Source organism: Ruegeria sp. AN11 (assembly GCF_056536005.1).
Genome location: NZ_JBQFJD010000001.1, coordinates 432,078 through 449,705, shown reverse-complemented (window position 1 = coordinate 449,705; position 17,628 = coordinate 432,078). Strand labels below are relative to the sequence as shown.

Below are 17,628 nucleotides of genomic sequence, written 5' to 3'. Positions count from 1 at the left end.
GACCCTCTCGTCAGGCACCTTGCTTCACAGACAATATCCAATCCCGCACGATTTCGGCCTTGGGTGTCAGCTCCCGGGACTTCGACCAGACCAGGTAGATCCCCTTCCCTGTTTTCCAGGTCCACTCCGACCGCGCAGCAAGCAGGCCCTGCTGAACCAATGGGGCAACAAGATGGTCCCACCCAAAGGCGAACCCCTCGCCCGCAATCGCGGCCTGAAGCACCAGCGCGTAGTCATTCAGGCGCAGACCGCTGCGCGGAGGTATTTCCGTCACCCCGAACTCCCAGAACCATTGCCGCCACGAAGGGCGTTCACGAATTGGTTCCTCAAGATGGATCAAGCGCTGGCTGAGAAGCCCCGGCACATTTCTGAGATTTACCGCTGCCGCCATCACCCGGGGCGACGCGACGGGATAGATCACTTCCTCGGCGATCAACGCACATTCGCAATCCGGCCAGTCTCCGGCCCCAAGTCGAATGGCCAGGCTGATCGTTTCAACATTCAGATCAGGCTCTCGATCGCTGGATTGCAGGCGCAGGTCGATATCCGGATGGATGCGCTGAAAGGACCCGATGCGCGGCAAAAGCCAATAGTTGTTGAATGCCGAAGACGCGCTGAGTGTCACGTGATCATTGCTGGCAAATTGCCGGATGGATTCGGCGGACTGCGCAAGCTGTTCAAACGCGCGTGTCACGTCGGCAAACAACTTGCTTCCAGCATTTGTCAGGCTGATCTTACGATGGCTACGCTGGAACAGAAGAACACCAAGCGAGCTTTCAAGTTGCTTGATCGCCATACTGACCGCTGGTTGTTGAACGTTCAATTCCTGCGCCGCATGTGTGAACGATCCAGTCCTTGCTGCGGCCTCGAAAAAGACGAGGTGGCGCGGTGAGGACAGATGTGACCAAAGCTTTTGCATAAGCTGTGTTTATCTAATTCATCGAAATTTTCAAACGTCACAAAGGCCCACCCAGACGATAATTTCAGGACAGACAGATTCAGAGAGGGCATTCATGGCGCGCCGGGCACGCAGTTCAAGAACACGGGGAAATGCGCCAACTGGCGCACCGCCCTCACCCTATATTCGCCGCATCATCCCGCATTTCGATGTGCTTGATGAGGATCAGATCGTTCGGCTTGAGGAACAGGTCGACTGGATCCTGCAAGACGTGGGCATCGCCTTTCGCGACGACCCCGAGGCGCTTGCGCTTTGGAAGCGCGAAGGTGCAAAGGTTGACGGCGACATCGTGCGCGCGCCGGCCGATTGGATTCGCAACCTGTGCTCTCAAGCTCCGGCCGAGTTCACACAACTGGCCCGAAACCCGGACCGATCAGTCACTATTGGCGGCAAGCATCAGGTTTTCGCGCCGATTTACGGCGCCCCTTTTGTACGCGACCTCGAAGGTGGGCGCCGATATGGCGATATGGCCGCCTTCCGGGATCTCGTGCGACTAACTTATCTGCACCCGAACCTGCATCACGGTGGCTTCGTCACCTGTGAGCCTTGTGACGTTCCGGTCAGCAAACGGCATCTCGACATGCTGTTCGCGCACATGAACCTCAGCGACAAACCGCATCTGGGCGCGATTACGGAAATGAGCCGCGCGCAGGACAGCGTCGACATGGCCGAAATCGTGTTCGGCGCTGAGGTAATGGCCGATAACTGCGTCATCATGGGGAACGTGAACACGAACTCTCCACTTTTGGTGGACCGTGTGGTGACCGAAGCGGCACGGGTGTATTCAACCCGCGGGCAAGGCATGGTCGTGGTGCCCTTTATCCTTTCGGGGGCAATGGGGCCGGTCTCAACCGCGGCGTCCGTGGCACAGGCCATGGCCGAAGCGATGATGGTCTGTGCGTATATTCAGCTAATCCGCCCGGGCGCGCCTTTTGTGCTGGGCAACTTCCTGTCGTCGATGTCGTTGAAATCGGGCGCACCCACTTTTGGAATGCCCGAACCTGTCATGTCGAACTATGCTATTGGTCAACTGGCACGCCGCGCCGGGTTGCCGTTGCGGTGCGGCGGGTCCCTGACAGCATCGAAGATCGAGGACGCCCAAGCGGCATACGAAAGCGCGGATTCCATGCATTCCACTATGCTGGCAGGGGCAAATTTTGTCTTGCACTCGGCAGGCTGGCTGGAAGGCGGATTGTGCACCGGTTTCGAGAAGCTGATCATGGATGCGGACCGGCTTGGATCCTATCAGAAAGTCCTGTGCCAGGGGCTGGACACTTCAGACGACGCGCTGGCTCGGGACGCATACGACGAAGTCGCCCCAGGCGGGCATTTTCTGGGATGCGGCCACACGATGCGCCACTACCAGACAGCATTCTACGAACCCAGGCTCAGCGACAGCGAGAATGTCGAAAGCTGGGAAGAAAACGGTTCGGAAGACATGCGCCAGCGCGCCCACAGTCGCTGGAAGCAGATGCTGAAAGAATATGAGGAACCTCCGATCGACGCCGCGCTGCGCGAAGAACTGGAGGCATTTGTCGCCAGACGCAAAGAGGAACTGCCCGATGCCTGGTACTAGGAAAACAGCCACCGCGACCCCCCCTGCCAACGTCGTGACCGTAACCGCAATGATCGCGTGGGCTACGCAAAGAACACTTCGGGCCCAACCCGGCCTTTCTTGAAACGCTGAAAGCTTAACCAAGGACACCTTCAATGCCCGAAATTCAAAAAGACGATACAGCCACAGGCAAACCGCTTCCTTCCCACGCCAAGGTTGTCGTCATTGGCGGCGGCGTCGTCGGATGTTCGATCCTTTTTCACCTTGCCAAGTTCGGGTGGAAGGATGTCGTACTGCTGGAACGCGATGAACTGACTTCCGGTTCAAGCTGGCATGCCGCCGGGCAGATACACACAATCAGTTCGGACCCCAACATAAGCCGCCTGCAAAGCTATACGATTGATCTGTACAAGGAAATCGAAGAGACATCGGGCCACTCGGTTGGCCTGCATATCACTGGGGGCTTCTACGCCGCGTCGACCAAGGAATGGTACGATTACCTCAAACGCGAACGCTCAAAGGCGCGGTACATGGGGCTCAATCAGGAATTCATAAGTCCAAGGGAACTGGCCGAGCGCCATCCGCTGATCGACCCCAAGCATTACCACGCAGCCCTTTGGGACGATCAGGACGGTGATCTTGACCCTTCGGGCGCGACCTATGCCTTTGCCAAATCGGCCCGTTTACACGGCGCGCAGTACTTTACCCATTGCGGTGTGACCGCGATGAGCCAGCGCCCGGACGGAAGCTGGGATCTGACGACGCCGAAAGGCACGATCAATGCGGAACAGGTGGTCAATTGCGGTGGCCTCTGGGCCCGCGAAGTCGGCCAGATGTCCGGCATTCACCTTCCGGTACAGCCGATGGAGCATCACTACCTGATCACCGACAAGATCCCGATGATCGCCGAGCGCATGGAAAGCATGGGCGAAGCCGGTCGCCTGCCCGCGGGTATCGATTATGAGGCCAACATCTATTTCCGGCAGGAACGGCAGGGCATGTTGCTGGGCACCTATGAGCCAAAGTCGACCCCCTGGAAAGTCGGCGGGACCCCGTGGGATTTCGGCCACGAGTTGCTGCAGCCCGATCTCGACCGCATCGCCGAACGACTCGAAATGTCGTTCGAACGGATACCGGCAATCGGCGAGGCTGGCCTCAAGGACACGATTAACGGGCCATTCACTTTCGGCCCGGACGGCAACCCGATGATCGGCCCGGTTCCGGGGATGAAGAACTATTGGGTCGCGGTGGGTGTCATGGCGGGGTTCTGTCAGGGCGGCGGCGTTGGTCTGACCATGGCGGAATGGATGATCGACGGAGAACCCTCGATCGATGTCTGGGCCATGGACGTCGCGCGGTTTGGCGAGTTTGCGACGCCGGATTGGGGAACCGTCAAATCGGCTGAAAACTACGAACGCCGCTTTGTCATGACCTTCCCCAACGAGACCCTTCCCAAGGGCCGGATGCAGAAAACCACCGCGCTTTACGATCGTCTGGTCGCGCAGGGTGCCTTGATGGATCAGGGCTTTGGACTTGAAAACGCCCAGTGGTTTGCGGACGGTCCCGAGGACGCCCACGAGGATCCGACTTTCGAGCGCAACCGCTCGTTCGATTATGTCAAACGCGAGGTGGACGCCGTGCAGAATGCCGTCGGCGGCATCGAGATTGCCAACTTCGCCAAGCACGAGTTCAAAGGCAAAGGCGCGCGCGCTTATCTGGACCGTATTGTGGCGGGCTATGTTCCTAAACCCGGCCGCCTGACCCTGACACCGATGCTGACCCCAAAAGGCAAGCTGTACGGTGACCTGACCGTTGCCTGCCTGGCCGAGGATCACTTTATGCTGTTTGGGTCGGGCGCGATGCAGGAAGCGCACCGCCGCTGGTTCGAAACGGATCTGCCGGACGATGTCGCTTATGCCAATGTTTCAGACGACTGGCACGGGATAGCGCTGTCCGGTCCCAAGTCACGAGAGCTGTTGTCGCGTATCACCCGCACCGATGTCAGCGCCGACGCCGTGAAATTCCGCGATCTGCGACAAACCTTCGTGGGCGGGGTTCCGGTCATTTTGAACCGTATCAGTTTTTCGGGCGAGCTTGGTTTTGAAATCTACTGCCGCCCCCAATACCTGTTGCGGCTTGCCGAAACGATCGAGGGTGCCGGGGCTGATCTGGGCTATCGCTGGTATGGCGCACGTGCGCTCATGTCGATGCGGCTTGAAAAAGGCTGGGGTGTCTGGACCACGGAATTCCGGCCGGATTTCAATGCAGTGGAAAGCGGAATGGATGTCTTCATCAACTGGAAGAAAGATTTCGTCGGCAAGCAGGCGACCGAAGGTTTCCGTGCCGAGGGTGTGAAACAAAAGCTTGTGACCATAACAATCGACGTCGAAGGGATCGATGTCTCCAGCGACGAAGCAATCCTGAAGGATGGCGCGGCGGTAGGTTACGTCAGCTCAGGCGGATATGCGCACCGGATGGGTAAATCCATGGCGATGGGCTATGTCGCGTCGGAGCACGCAGCGCCCGGAACGGTCCTTCAGGTGGAAATCCTCGGCGAGTTCTACGATGCCGAAGTGCTTGGCGGCCCGCTTTACGATCCCAACGGCGCCAATATGCGATGCTGAAATTTTGTACGGGGCGCCCGCCTGGGCGCCCTTCGCAATTCTGACGGAACCAGCGGAGTTCAGGTGGTCCCTGAACTCCATCGCAGCAATGGCTGTGTTTCGTCGCCGGATTATCCGGCGAACGCCATACGATCAGCCGCAAAACGAGCCTCACTCATTCAGGCGCTGACTTCGAAGAATAGTAATATGCGATCGCCTGAGCGCGGTTTTTGACGGACAGTTTTTCATAAATATTGGACAGATGAAATTTGACCGTATTCGTCGATATTTGCAGCTCTTTCGACAGGTCACGATTTGACAGTCCTTTGGCCAAAGCCTCCAGGATCGCGCGTTCTTTGCGTGACAGGCCATGAATCGGATCCTGATGCATCTTCCTGACATCGATGAAGGGAAACACCATCTTGCCGGCAGCAACGTCGGCGCAGGTTTCAAGCAAACCCTCCACTTCACCTGACCGTGGGGCAAACCCTGCGGCCCCGGCCTGCATGGCCAACCTGGGAACGTCGCCGGCCTCGTCGCCATACACAATGAAACGGGGTGCGTTTTGCTGTTCACGCAGCACCTCGATCAGTTTGGCAGCACCCAAAATCGGCAGGTTCCACGCCACGACGCAGACCTGCACAGGCACCCGCATCACCGCGCCCAGAAACCCCTCGGCTGTGGCGGACGTGGCCACCAAAGAGAATCGCGGATCACGTTCAAAAATCTCCGACATCGCAGACAGGACGAGCGGATTGTTGTCGGCCAGCATGACGTCAATCGGGTATCGGGGTTTTTCAGTCATTTGATTTTCCGCCCAAAATTCTCAAAACCTACCCATTCCGGTAGGTTCGATCTCAGTACACCTTTGTATTATTACACTAATGGGTAGGTTTTTGCCCACCCAATTAGATGCCCAAAAGCAGTATTAAGTTACGTTGCGCGTTCGGGCAAGTTTCAGTTTTGCTGATCGCCAACGCGACACACGGGCTCTGCCAATCATCCCGTAGCTGAGGAGGATCACAAATGACGTTCCAGGTTTATCCCCCGCTGGAAATCCCCGAGACCCTGGCGGCCGGACCCGGCCCCGGCAATACAGACGCCCGCGTTCTGCAGGCGTTTTCCAGCGCGGGTGTTGCAGACCACATGCAAGGCGATGTTTTGCGCGGAATGGTCGAATGCAAATACATGCTGCGCGAAATCTGGGGTACCGACAACGCCTATACCTTCGCCGTCGCCGGCACCGGTTGGAGCGCGCTGGACACCATGTTCTCGGCCGTGATGCCGGGCGACAAGGTGGTCGCCTTTTCGAACGGTACGTTTTCGGGCATCGACTCGCTGACCCTGCGGATCAAGGCCGCGACACCGCAGGAACACGCCTCCAGCCCGCTGGACCCGCAGGCGGCAAGCGTCGTCGTGATCGAAGTGCCTCATGGGCAACCGGTTACGGGTGAAATGGTCGAAAAGGCCCTGGCTCGCCATAAACCGAAATGGGCCTTCATGGCGCATTGGGAAACCGGATCGGGGCGCATCAACGATCTGCGCGGTTTCTCGAATGCCTGCGAACGGCATGGGGCCATGGGCCTGATCGACGCGGTTTCTTCCTTGGGCGTCGAGGATTTCCGGATTGATGATTTTCCCGGTATCGCAGGCTGGGCATCCTGCCCGCAGAAAGGCCTGTGCTGCCTGCCACTGACCTACGCGCCGGTCAGCTTCACCGACTCGTATATCAATTCGCTGAAGGCGACGGGTGCATATACCTATGTCCACAACCCGATTTTCGAAGCCCGCCACTGGGGCATCGTCGACGGGCAGGATGTCGAAAAGGGAACCTATCACCGCACACATTCGGGCTACGCCGTTGCCGCGTTTCACGAGTCGCTGCGCCTGACCCTTCAGGAGGGGCTGGCCAAGCGATCCGCATCATATCGCACACACGAATGCGTATTGCGCGACGCTGTGACCGCGCTTGGCTGCGAAGTGACCTCGGACATGCCCAGCCTTGTCGTGCTCAATCTGCCGACAGAACTGGCAGGTCGTGAAATGGAACTTGTTCAGAATTGTCGGGCGCGCGGGTTTGGCATCTGGCCCACGCTCAGCGCCCCGGTGCAGGTTCGGATCGGCATTCTGAACCAGCTCAACCATCAGGCCGTCAGCCGCATCGTGCGCCTGTTCTCCGAAGCTCTGCATGAGTTGGGAGGCACCGTCGATTTCGAAGAAATCGAGGCGCTGCTGGAAAGCCGCTACGGCACATCGATTGCCGCGTAATCGCACTGCATGAACGGGAGGAATGCAGATGGATATTCATGAATATCAGGCCAAAGAGGTCCTTTCGAAGTTTGGGGTCGATGTCCCGCCAGGTGCACTGGCCTACAGCCCCGAGCAAGCCGCCTACCGCGCTCGCGAGCTTGGCGGCGACAAGTGGATCGTCAAGGCGCAGGTGCATGCAGGCGGGCGCGGCAAGGCTGGCGGCGTCAAGCTGTGCAACACTGAAAGCGAGATCTACGAGGCCTGTGACAACCTGTTCGGGCGCAAGCTGGTTACGCATCAGACCGGCCCGGAAGGCAAAGGCGTCTACCGCGTATATGTAGAGGCCGCCGTGCCCATCGACCGCGAGATTTACCTGGGTTTCGTGCTTGATCGCTCCAGCCAGCGGGTGATGATTGTCGCGTCGTCCGAAGGCGGAATGGAGATCGAGGAAATCTCGGCCGAACGCCCGGACAGCATCGTACGCTCAATCGTGGAACCGGCTGTAGGGTTGCAGGAATTCCAGGCGCGCGAGATCGCCTTCGAACTGGGTCTGGAGCCTCGTCTGGTACAGCAAATGGTCCGCACCCTTCAGGGCTGCTATGCCGCATTCAGCGAATTGGACGCGACCATGGTCGAGATCAACCCTCTAGTCATAACCGGCGATGATCGCGTTCTGGCGCTGGACGCCAAGATGAGCTTTGACGACAACGCCCTGTTCCGTCACCCGCAGATTGCTGAACTGCGCGACAAAAGCCAGGAAGACCCCCGTGAAAGCCGCGCGGCTGATCGTGGCCTGTCCTATGTCGGCCTCGAAGGCAATATCGGCTGCATCGTGAACGGTGCCGGTCTGGCCATGGCCACGATGGACACCATTAAGCTGGCCGATGGGGAGCCTGCGAACTTCCTCGATATCGGCGGCGGTGCTTCACCCGAGCGGGTCGCCAAGGCCTTCCGCCTGGTTTTGTCGGACAGCAATGTTCAGGCGGTTCTGGTCAACATCTTTGCTGGAATCAACCGCTGTGACTGGGTTGCAGAAGGTGTCGTGCAGGCATTGCGCGAACTGGACATCGACATTCCTGTCATCGTGCGTCTGGCCGGTACGAATGTCGAAGAGGGTCAGAAGATTCTGGCCAAATCCGGTTTGCCGATCATCCGTGCAACCACCCTGATGGAAGCCGCCGAACGCGCCGTTGGCGCATGGCGCAACGACCTGTCCCAAAACACCAAGATGAGGGCTGTGTAATGAGCATTCTTCTCGACCGCGACAGCCGCGTTATCGTTCAGGGTATCACCGGACGCATGGCGCGTTTTCACACCAAGGACATGTTGGAATACGGCACCAATGTTGTCGGCGGCGTTGTCCCCGGCAAAGGTGGCGAAACCGTCGAAGGCGTGCCGGTTTTTGACACCGTCAAACAGGCCGTCGAGGCCACGGGTGCCGATGCCAGCCTTGTCTTCGTTCCGCCACCGTTTGCAGCGGATTCGATCATGGAAGCGGCGGATGCCGGCATCCGCTATTGCGTCTGCATCACCGACGGCATCCCGGCCCAGGACATGATCCGGGTCAAACGCTACATGTACCGCTACCCGCGCGACAAGCGCATGGTGCTGACCGGGCCGAACTGCGCCGGAACAATCAGCCCGGGCAAGGCGCTGCTGGGTATCATGCCCGGCCATATCTACCTGCCGGGCAACGTGGGAATCATCGGGCGCTCGGGCACGCTGGGCTACGAGGCTGCAGCGCAGCTCAAAGAACGCGGAATCGGTGTGTCTACCAGCGTCGGCATCGGTGGCGACCCGATCAACGGTTCGTCCTTCCGTGACATCCTTGAACGGTTCGAACAGGACGAAGACACCGAGGTCATTGCCATGATCGGAGAGATCGGCGGCCCGCAAGAGGCCGAAGCGGCGGAGTATATCCGTGACCACATCACCAAGCCCGTGGTGGCTTATGTCGCGGGTCTGACAGCCCCCAAGGGCCGGACCATGGGCCATGCAGGTGCGATCATTTCGGCCTTTGGCGAAAGTGCCTCGGAAAAGGTTGAAATCCTTTCTGCCGCAGGTGTGACCGTGGCGGAAAACCCCGCAGTCATCGGCGAAACGATCGCCCGCGTCATGGGAAAGGCCGCGTGATGGTTAAACCTTCAGTCCTTGTAACACGCCGCTGGCCAGCTGCGGTCGAGGCGCAACTGGCCGAAAGCTATGACACCGTGCTGAACACCGGAGACAAACCCATGTCTCCGGCCGAAATACGCGATGCGCTGAAACGGTATGACGCGGTGTTGCCGACCGTGACCGACACACTCAGCGCCGAGGCGCTGGATGTGCCTGCCGCGCAGACCAGGATCTTGGCCAATTATGGTGTCGGCTACAGTCACATCTGCGAACCTGCAGCCCGCGATCTGGGTATGACTGTCACCAACACGCCCGACGTGCTGTCCGAATGCACCGCCGATCTGGCCATGACCTTGCTGCTGATGGTGGCCCGTCGTGCAGGTGAAGGCGAACGGGAACTGCGCGCCGGAGGTTGGTCCGGCTGGCGCCCTACCCATCTGGTTGGCACCAAGGTCAGTGGCAAGACACTGGGCATTATCGGTTTTGGCCGCATCGGTCAGGAAATGGCCCGCCGCGCCCATCACGGATTCGGCATGAAGATCATCGTGCAGAACCGCAGCCAGGTATCGCCGGACGTTCTGGGCCAATGCAACGCCGTTCAGGTGGACACGGTGGACGAACTGCTGCCGCACTGCGATTTCGTCTCACTGCACTGCCCTGGCGGCGCGGCGAACCGCCACCTGATCAACTCGCGCAGGCTGAGCCTGATGAAACAGGACGCCTTCCTGATCAACACCGCGCGCGGCGAGGTGATTGACGAATGGGCGCTTATTCAGGCCCTGATGTTCGACATGATCGGCGGTGCTGCGCTGGATGTGTTCGACGGCGAACCACGTATCAGCCCGGACCTTCTGCAATGCGACAATCTGGTGATGCTGCCGCACCTTGGCAGCGCCACCCGCGAAGCGCGTGAAGCCATGGGGTTCAGGGTTCTCGACAATCTCAGTGACTTCTTTGCCGGCCGCCCGCCCCGGGACCGTGTAATCTGACCTTTTCCCTCACTTCCTCCCGCCGGTGATCCCGTCGGGAGGCCTTTTCAGGAGGTTTCCACGTGAACGCCCCCCACCGCACAAATGGTTTTTTCACCCAGTCTCTTTCGGATCGTGATCCTGAGCTTTTCGGCTCGATCCGGTCCGAGTTGGGGCGCCAGCGCGATGAAATCGAGCTGATTGCGTCCGAAAACATCGTCAGCGCCGCAGTGATGGAGGCGCAGGGCTCGGTGATGACCAACAAATACGCCGAAGGCTATCCCGGGCGGCGCTATTATGGCGGCTGCCAGTTCGTGGACATTGCCGAGAACCTGGCCATCGACCGCGCCAAGCAGCTGTTTGGCTGCGGTTTCGCCAACGTGCAGCCGAACTCGGGCTCTCAGGCCAACCAGGGCGTGTTCCAGGCGCTGATCAAACCCGGTGACACCATTCTGGGGATGAGCCTGGATGCCGGTGGTCACCTGACCCATGGCGCGCGCCCGAACCAGTCGGGCAAGTGGTTCCACGCGGTGCAGTACGGCGTCCGCAAGGAAGACAACATGCTGGACTACGATCAGGTCGAGGCGCTGGCGAAAGAGCACCAGCCCAAGCTGATCATCGCCGGCGGCTCGGCCATCCCGCGCCAGATCGACTTTGCCCGCATGCGCGAGATCGCCGACATGGTCGGCGCCTATCTGCATGTCGACATGGCGCATTTCGCCGGTCTGGTCGCCGCAGGTGAACACCCCAGCCCCTTCCCGCATGCGCATGTGGCCACGACCACGACGCACAAGACCCTGCGCGGCCCGCGTGGCGGCATGATCCTGACCAATGATGAAGATATCGCAAAGAAAGTGAACTCGGCCATCTTCCCCGGCATTCAGGGCGGCCCGCTGATGCACGTGATCGCGGCCAAGGCCGTGGCCTTCGGCGAGGCGCTGCAACCGGCCTTCAAGGACTACATCAAGCAGGTTGTCGTCAATTCGCAGGCCCTGTCGGATCAGCTGATCAAGGGCGGTCTGGACACGGTGACCCATGGCACCGACACCCATGTGGTGCTGGTCGACCTGCGCCCCAAGGGCGTCAAGGGCAACGCCACCGAAAAGGCTCTGGGCCGCGCGCATATCACCTGCAACAAGAACGGCGTACCGTTTGACCCGGAAAAGCCGACCATCACGTCGGGCATCCGTCTGGGCAGCCCCGCCGGCACCACCCGCGGCTTTGGCGAGGTCGAATTCCGCCAGATCGCGGACTGGATCATCGAGGTCGTCGACGGTCTGGCCGCCAATGGCGAAGACGGCAACAGCGCGGTCGAGGCCAAGGTCAAAGCCGAAGTCGCAGACCTCTGCGCACGATTCCCGATCTACCCGAACCTGTAAGACGAAGGACCCAAACCCATGAGCTTCCATTCCATTGAACAGGCCCCCGCCCGCCTGAACCGCAGCGAACTGGCCGTCCCCGGCAGCCAGCCCGGCATGTTCGAAAAGGCGGCCAAGTCCGATGTGGACGTCATCTTTCTTGATCTGGAAGACGCAGTCGCACCGGACGAAAAGGAACAAGCGCGCAGAAACATCGTCGAGGCGCTGAACGATATCGACTGGGGCAACAAGACCATGTCGGTGCGGATCAATGGTCTGGATACTCACTATATGTACCGCGATGTGGTGGATGTGGTCGAACAGGCTGGAGAGCGGCTGGACCTGATCATGATCCCCAAGGTTGGCACCGCCGCTGATGTCTATGCCGTCGACATGATGGTCACGCAGATCGAAGACGCGAAAGGCTACAAGAAACGGATCGGTTTCGAACATATCATCGAAACCGCGCTGGGAATGCAGAATGTCAGCGAGATTGCAGCAGCCTCGAAGCGCAACGAAAGCCTGCATTTCGGGGTCGCGGATTATGCGGCTTCGACCCGCGCACGGACCACGATCATTGGTGGCGTGAACCCGGACTATTCGGTTCTGACCGATCCTGACGCCGGGGCCAACCGGGCAACGCATTGGGGTGACATGTGGCACTATGCATTGGCGCGCATGGTCGTGGCGGCCCGTGCAAATGGTCTGCGCCCCATCGACGGGCCATTTGGGGACTTCCAGGACCCCGAGGGATACAAGGCCGCCGCCAAGCGCGCCGCTGTTCTGGGTTGCGAAGGAAAATGGGCCATCCACCCCAGCCAGATCGCACTTGCGAACGAGGTGATGTCGCCCGGTGATGCCGAAGTGACAAAGGCCCAGCGCATTCTGGAAGCCATGGCCGAAGCCGAAGCTGCCGGAAAAGGCGCGGTTTCGCTGGATGGCCGGCTGATCGACTATGCCTCGATCCGGCAGGCCGAAGTGATGGTGGCGAAAGCCCGTCAGATCGCCGCTGCCTGACGCCACTAAATTCAGGTCTCACTTCGGACCTCCACGCATCCGCCAATAAGATCGCATTGGCGGATGCAAGCCCGGTCCCAATCTCCACGCAGACAGGCGAACAGACGCGGCTCAACGTTTCGGAAATGTGCGGCCTGACGCCTGACAATTCCGGAAGCTTCAAAACCTGACCAGGTCAAGGATTCGGGATTCCGCCCGCTGGCGGTCGTCAGTTCAATCTTGCCTCCAAAACGACCGAACGCACGTACCCACCCGAGCCATCGAACCATTTGGAAGGCACGACATTGCTCAGATCCCGCCTGCCGCGCTGCTCATACTGAAACTGGGCGAAAGCCTTGTTACCTTTGCCGTGCGTCGTGTTGGGTTTTGACGGCAACCAGTTTGTGTATTTGACCGGCTCACCGCTATACCAGCGCCAGCCGATTATTGCATTGCCTTCACCGGGGTCCTTCCTGAAACCGAAATACGGCCCCGCCTTGTAACTGTAATTCGTCCTGCTGTCGTATCCGACGTCAAAAAAGGACGGGTCATTGGCAATCATTCGAACAATAAACGCATTCTCTTCGGCTGACGTTATTGCGGCAAGATCGACACCGCATTTCTGGGCTTCGCCGCGAGCATTCCGAATGTTGCCCGAGAAAACCATCACAATGTAAAGGCTGTCGCGAAACGTACCGTAGATGCTCTTTCTCAGCCCAAGACAGCCCAGGATCGACGTGATTTCTTCAGATTCGCCGAGCAATTCCAGCTCTTCGACGTTCTGACGAACTGCGAACGGGTTGCTGATGAAACTGTCGTCCGCCCCTTTTTGCAAACCGATCCCCAGACTGGCCAGCACGGCAAGATCTACGTATCCGGTCTGCACAAAACCATTCTCTGCCTGAAAAGACCGTATTCCAGCGCGTGTCCTTGGGCCAATAGCGCCATCAGGCGTCCCAACATCAAAACCTGCTTTATTGAGTTCTTGCTGCAAACGCATTTTCATTTCTCGATCCGGCAGCAACATGTCTTCCAACACACCGATACGCCCATCTTTTTTGACCCAATTTGGTGTTATTTCGGCCATACGGTTCAGCACTTCCGGTTCGGCGATCGACGCCGCGCGGTATTTCTGGCTAATCAGACTCCAGCCCCGCATCGTGTTGACCGTCATCGCTGCTTCCATTTCGTCTTTGCGAGTTACAGTCGGTGCCAACGGAACAGGTGTAGCGGGTGCCTGTAATGCCGCCGTTTCCAGGCCAGGGACCAGAAAAATGTCCTGACCCGGAAGCGATCCATAGATGAAAGGCTCTTGAAAACCGTCCGTCAGTTCAAACACCCGGTCTCTCACCCGGCGGAACAGCTTACCCAGCTCCAACCCCGGCTGTTCGATTTGCTCCAAAAGCGCCTGCGCGTAAGGGCTGTTCCGGCCTTCGCCATCCTGCGCCAGTGTGCCTCCGCGGGCGGCATATCCCACCACCACACCGCCCGGTTCCACCGCAGCCAGCCCGCGCCCGACCGACCGGGTCGCCGAAACGCGTGTCATCTGCGCCAGGAACGGATTGTTCCGACAGGCGTCGACCAGCACGATTTTCAGCCCGGGGGCATCTGCAATGGCGTTCACGATCGCATCCAGACGAATGGCCTCGAACTCGACGTCCCGATCGCTTTTCAGCGTTGCGTTTACCGGTATCAGGTAGTTCGTGTTTTCGATCTCGATCCCGTGGCCGGCAAAATAAACCAAGGCCACGTCAGCGGCCGCGGCGGTTTCCGCAAAGTCGCGCAGTGCGATGCGCATACCGTTGTAGTCGAGGTTCAGGCTTTCGGTGACTTCAAACCCAATGCGCCTGAGAGATGCCGAGATATCTTCGGCGTCATTGGCCGGGTTACTCAAGTCCGATACATGCTGATACGCGGAATTACCGATTACAAGCGCGACCCGGTTTTCCAGGGCTTCAAGCCGCAATGGCATCAGCAGGACAAGCAGGCCAAAGGACAGAAGCCAGATGCCAGTTCTCCAACAGCGACCAGAAGACATGCGCACTCACCCGAACTCATTCAAACAGCGCTGAGGACTTTAGCACAACTCTGCTCAACCTCAGAATCCGCCAGGGCAACGGGACACAGACGCGTCCCAAACTGGACTCTGACTTAGATCATGCTTACCGTTGCTTTTGAATGTTCTGTTTTATTAAGGGTTTACTGCGCGAGGCTTCGGGTGCCGTCGATCAGGGTTACAAAATTCGCACTGTTGTTCACGCTGGCACTGCCGGTGTTCTTTGACACTGGCGCTTTGGCGGCAAGCGAAGAACAAGTCACCAACGGGTCCAACGACGTTGTGTTTGTCCCCCCTGAGATTGGTGCGCCCGGAGACCGAATGGGGGCCGGCACACGCGGCACACTTTCGGGCGATGACACAGAAATGCTGACGTTGTTGGTGCCGGAAGGTGGCGGCCTGACAACTCTTTCATCCCCCCCATTGGTCTGGCGTTTGGCACACGGCCACCGGGGAAACCTGATCATCGGCCTCAATCCACTTGGATCATTGGGCGTGGAGTTGCAATTACAGGGCCCATTTCCGCCGGGCGACTACGGGCTGGATCTTGGCAGGTCCGATTACACGCTGGAAACCGGCCGCATCTACGAATGGCATGTGGCGCTGATCGACCAGCAATCTGGCGCTGTTCTGGAGCGAGCGACAGCTTTGATCGAGCGGTTTCCGGATCAGATGAAGGCTCAGAACCCCGCGGCGGCAGGTCTTTGGTTCGACGCGCTTGCGCAACTGGTTGAAATTGGCCTCAGCGGTCGCGTGAGGGCCACTGACGCAACCGGGTTCGGGCAGCTTCTAGAAACAGCCGGTGTGGGCCGTTGAAATCAGAAGGTCAAAGACAGGCATGGCTGAGACCGTCGATGCTGATGCCAGTCTGGCAAAGCTGGGCACTGGTCGGCTTGATCACCCTTGTTGTCGGAGGTCTATTGGTCGAATTGCGGTTGAAGGGTCTGCTTGAGCCTCTCCAACGTGCCCAATACGACTGGACCACGTCGGTGCTTGCAACCTCTGAACAAACGAAAGATGTCCTTCTTGTCGCCATTTCCGACGACGATCTCGGGCAATGGGGTTGGCCAGTCCCCGACGCGCAGATCGCACAGCTGACGGAAACCTTGCTGGCTGCCGGCGCGACCGCAGTCGGGATCGATATATACCGGGATGTTCCTGCGGGCGATGGCCGGGACAGGCTGATCAACATACTGAACGATCCCAGAGTTGTCGTGATCTCGAAACTGGCCGACGCAGGCGGGACAGGTATCGACGCACCCGCAGGGGCAAAAACCGGGTTTTCGGACATTCCGATTGATCCCGATGGCGTCGTTCGGCGCGCCCTTCTGCTGGTCAACACGCCGGATGGGATCGCAGCGTCGCTGTCAATGGAACTGGCGGCGGTTTTTTCATCAAGGCCCACATTGCAAAGCGCCCCGGATAACCCACGTTTTCTGGCCTTTGGGACAACGACCGCAGAGCCATTGGCCGAAGGGCAGAACTTGTTTCGCAATGCCGATGCTGCTGGTTATCAGATCATGATCGATTATCTGAATGATCTTCCGATTGCACACCGTGTCCCCGCAGCAGATGTACTGGCTGGGAAAGAGCTGGCGCAATTCGACGGAAAGACGGTCATCATCGGTGTTACCAGCCACTCGGTTAAGGACTATTTCTCGACTCCCCTCAATCGGGCAACCGGGGCCAGTTTCACTTTCGGCGCGGAAGTTCACGCAGCCATTGCGCAACAGTTGATCGACTATTCGAATGGTTCGCGTTCTCCGTTGAGCTCTCTGAGCGACCTTGCCTCCTCTATCATCATCCTGCTTTCAACATTTGCCGGCGCATGTGTGGCTGTATTCGTTCGAATGACTTCGCGGGCCATCGGTTTGGCGACGGTGGGCGGGGCGGTCTTGTTTGTCGGTCTGTCCGCCCTTCAAGCGGCAGCCCTGCTGGCGCCTGCAGCGACCACGTTGTTGGGCTGGTCTATTGGGTTTCTCATCGGGTTCGCCGTTATCGCCGGAATTTCACGCAACCAAAGACGCGCCATCGTTCAGGTGTTTTCATCACACCTGTCCGAGGAGCTTTCCGCCGAAATATGGCAGCAGCGAAAAAGACTGCTGTCCGGTGGCAAGCCAAGATCCCGCCGTCTGTTCGTCACCGCACTGCTGGCCGATATCGAAGGTTCAACGCGGGTCGGCAATTCGATGGATGCGGAAGATTTCATGGTGTGGGTATCGCGCATATTGGACAGGTTGGGTGAAATCGCACGCGAACATGGCGGGTTTGTCGAAAAGTTCACCGGAGATGGAATCCTCGTCGTTTTCGGCGCTCCGATACCAAGCGAGACAGAAAGCCAACGGCAGGTCGACGCCCAGTCAGCCCTGCAATGTGCGCGCGCCATGCGCCGGGCCGCGATCGCACTGAATGCAGAATTGAACGATCAGCCGAAATACAATCTGCGAATTGCACTGAACAGCGGCGAGACATTGGGCGGAACGCTGGGCGTGAGCGGCTCGCTGCACTACAATGTGATCGGTGACACAATCAACGTGGCCGCAAGACTGGAAAGCTGGACAAAATCCCTTGATCGCGACAGCGGCGGGTTCCGCCCTGTGTGCATGACCATGGCCACTGCGCGCACCATTGACCCCAATCGTGAATGGCCCGTGCTGTCCTCATTCCTTCACGACGATGGGGTTACCGATATTCAGGTCGTCGCCGTCGAAATGGAATAGCGAGTACGGCCTTCTGAAAAATGTGCCGTGCTGGCAGAGCGTCGTGGGC

At 58.9% G+C, this 17,628-nt stretch carries 13 protein-coding genes; 10 read left to right on the top strand and 3 right to left on the bottom strand.

All coding sequences use genetic code 11. The features are described 5' to 3' along the window. Positions 1 to 10 precede the first annotated feature (10 nt). A complete protein-coding gene (locus ACR3EQ_RS02175) occupies positions 11 to 919 on the bottom strand; it encodes a LysR substrate-binding domain-containing protein (RefSeq protein ID WP_170616659.1) in 909 nt (302 codons plus the stop codon). Between the two features lie 94 nt (positions 920 to 1,013). Between ACR3EQ_RS02175 and ACR3EQ_RS02170 the strand changes: the two genes are divergently transcribed. Next, on the top strand, positions 1,014 to 2,534 hold the full coding sequence (locus ACR3EQ_RS02170; protein WP_170616661.1) for a trimethylamine methyltransferase family protein: 1,521 nt from the start codon (positions 1,014 to 1,016) through the stop codon (positions 2,532 to 2,534). 134 nt (positions 2,535 to 2,668) lie between these two features. Then, positions 2,669 to 5,137: a GcvT family protein gene (locus ACR3EQ_RS02165; RefSeq protein ID WP_480489649.1), complete on the top strand. Its 2,469-nt coding sequence runs from the start codon at positions 2,669 to 2,671 to the stop codon at positions 5,135 to 5,137. A 154-nt stretch (positions 5,138 to 5,291) separates the two neighbouring features. Here the strand turns inward: ACR3EQ_RS02165 and ACR3EQ_RS02160 are convergent, their stop codons facing one another. After that, positions 5,292 to 5,921, bottom strand: a complete 630-nt coding sequence (locus tag ACR3EQ_RS02160) for a response regulator transcription factor (protein WP_321253760.1) — start codon at positions 5,919 to 5,921, stop codon at positions 5,292 to 5,294. Positions 5,922 to 6,142: 221 nt separating this feature from the next. Between ACR3EQ_RS02160 and ACR3EQ_RS02155 the strand changes: the two genes are divergently transcribed. The 6 genes from ACR3EQ_RS02155 to ACR3EQ_RS02130 all read left to right on the top strand — a co-directional run bounded on the left by ACR3EQ_RS02155 (position 6,143) and on the right by ACR3EQ_RS02130 (position 12,824). Next, on the top strand, positions 6,143 to 7,384 hold the full coding sequence (locus tag ACR3EQ_RS02155; RefSeq protein WP_170619745.1) for a pyridoxal-phosphate-dependent aminotransferase family protein: 1,242 nt from the start codon (positions 6,143 to 6,145) through the stop codon (positions 7,382 to 7,384). Between the two features lie 28 nt (positions 7,385 to 7,412). Next, entirely contained in the window at positions 7,413 to 8,609 is a 1,197-nt protein-coding gene (locus ACR3EQ_RS02150; protein ID WP_170616667.1) for a malate--CoA ligase subunit beta, read from the top strand. Beyond that, entirely contained in the window at positions 8,609 to 9,499 is an 891-nt protein-coding gene (gene sucD, locus ACR3EQ_RS02145) for a succinate--CoA ligase subunit alpha (RefSeq protein ID WP_170616669.1), read from the top strand. The genes ACR3EQ_RS02150 and sucD overlap by 1 nt, the downstream gene beginning before the upstream one ends. Next, positions 9,499 to 10,470: a 2-hydroxyacid dehydrogenase gene (locus tag ACR3EQ_RS02140; protein WP_480489648.1), complete on the top strand. Its 972-nt coding sequence runs from the start codon at positions 9,499 to 9,501 to the stop codon at positions 10,468 to 10,470. The genes sucD and ACR3EQ_RS02140 overlap by 1 nt, the downstream gene beginning before the upstream one ends. A gap of 62 nt (positions 10,471 to 10,532) precedes the next feature. Next, positions 10,533 to 11,828 carry a serine hydroxymethyltransferase gene (gene glyA / locus ACR3EQ_RS02135; RefSeq protein WP_480489647.1) on the top strand — a complete coding sequence of 432 codons (1,296 nt, stop codon included), beginning with the start codon at positions 10,533 to 10,535 and terminating at the stop codon, positions 11,826 to 11,828. Between the two features lie 18 nt (positions 11,829 to 11,846). After that, a complete protein-coding gene (locus tag ACR3EQ_RS02130) occupies positions 11,847 to 12,824 on the top strand; it encodes an HpcH/HpaI aldolase/citrate lyase family protein (RefSeq protein WP_170614663.1) in 978 nt (325 codons plus the stop codon). A 208-nt stretch (positions 12,825 to 13,032) separates the two neighbouring features. On the opposite strand, the gene ACR3EQ_RS02125 is transcribed toward ACR3EQ_RS02130, so the two are convergent. Next, positions 13,033 to 14,841, bottom strand: coding sequence for a caspase family protein (locus ACR3EQ_RS02125; RefSeq protein ID WP_480441206.1), 1,809 nt, complete (start codon positions 14,839 to 14,841; stop codon positions 13,033 to 13,035). 180 nt (positions 14,842 to 15,021) lie between these two features. Between ACR3EQ_RS02125 and ACR3EQ_RS02120 the strand changes: the two genes are divergently transcribed. Beyond that, on the top strand, positions 15,022 to 15,675 hold the full coding sequence (locus ACR3EQ_RS02120; RefSeq protein ID WP_170614662.1) for a DUF928 domain-containing protein: 654 nt from the start codon (positions 15,022 to 15,024) through the stop codon (positions 15,673 to 15,675). 38 nt (positions 15,676 to 15,713) lie between these two features. Continuing rightward, positions 15,714 to 17,579, top strand: coding sequence for a CHASE2 domain-containing protein (locus ACR3EQ_RS02115; protein WP_480489646.1), 1,866 nt, complete (start codon positions 15,714 to 15,716; stop codon positions 17,577 to 17,579). The last annotated feature ends 49 nt before the right edge of the window (positions 17,580 to 17,628 follow it).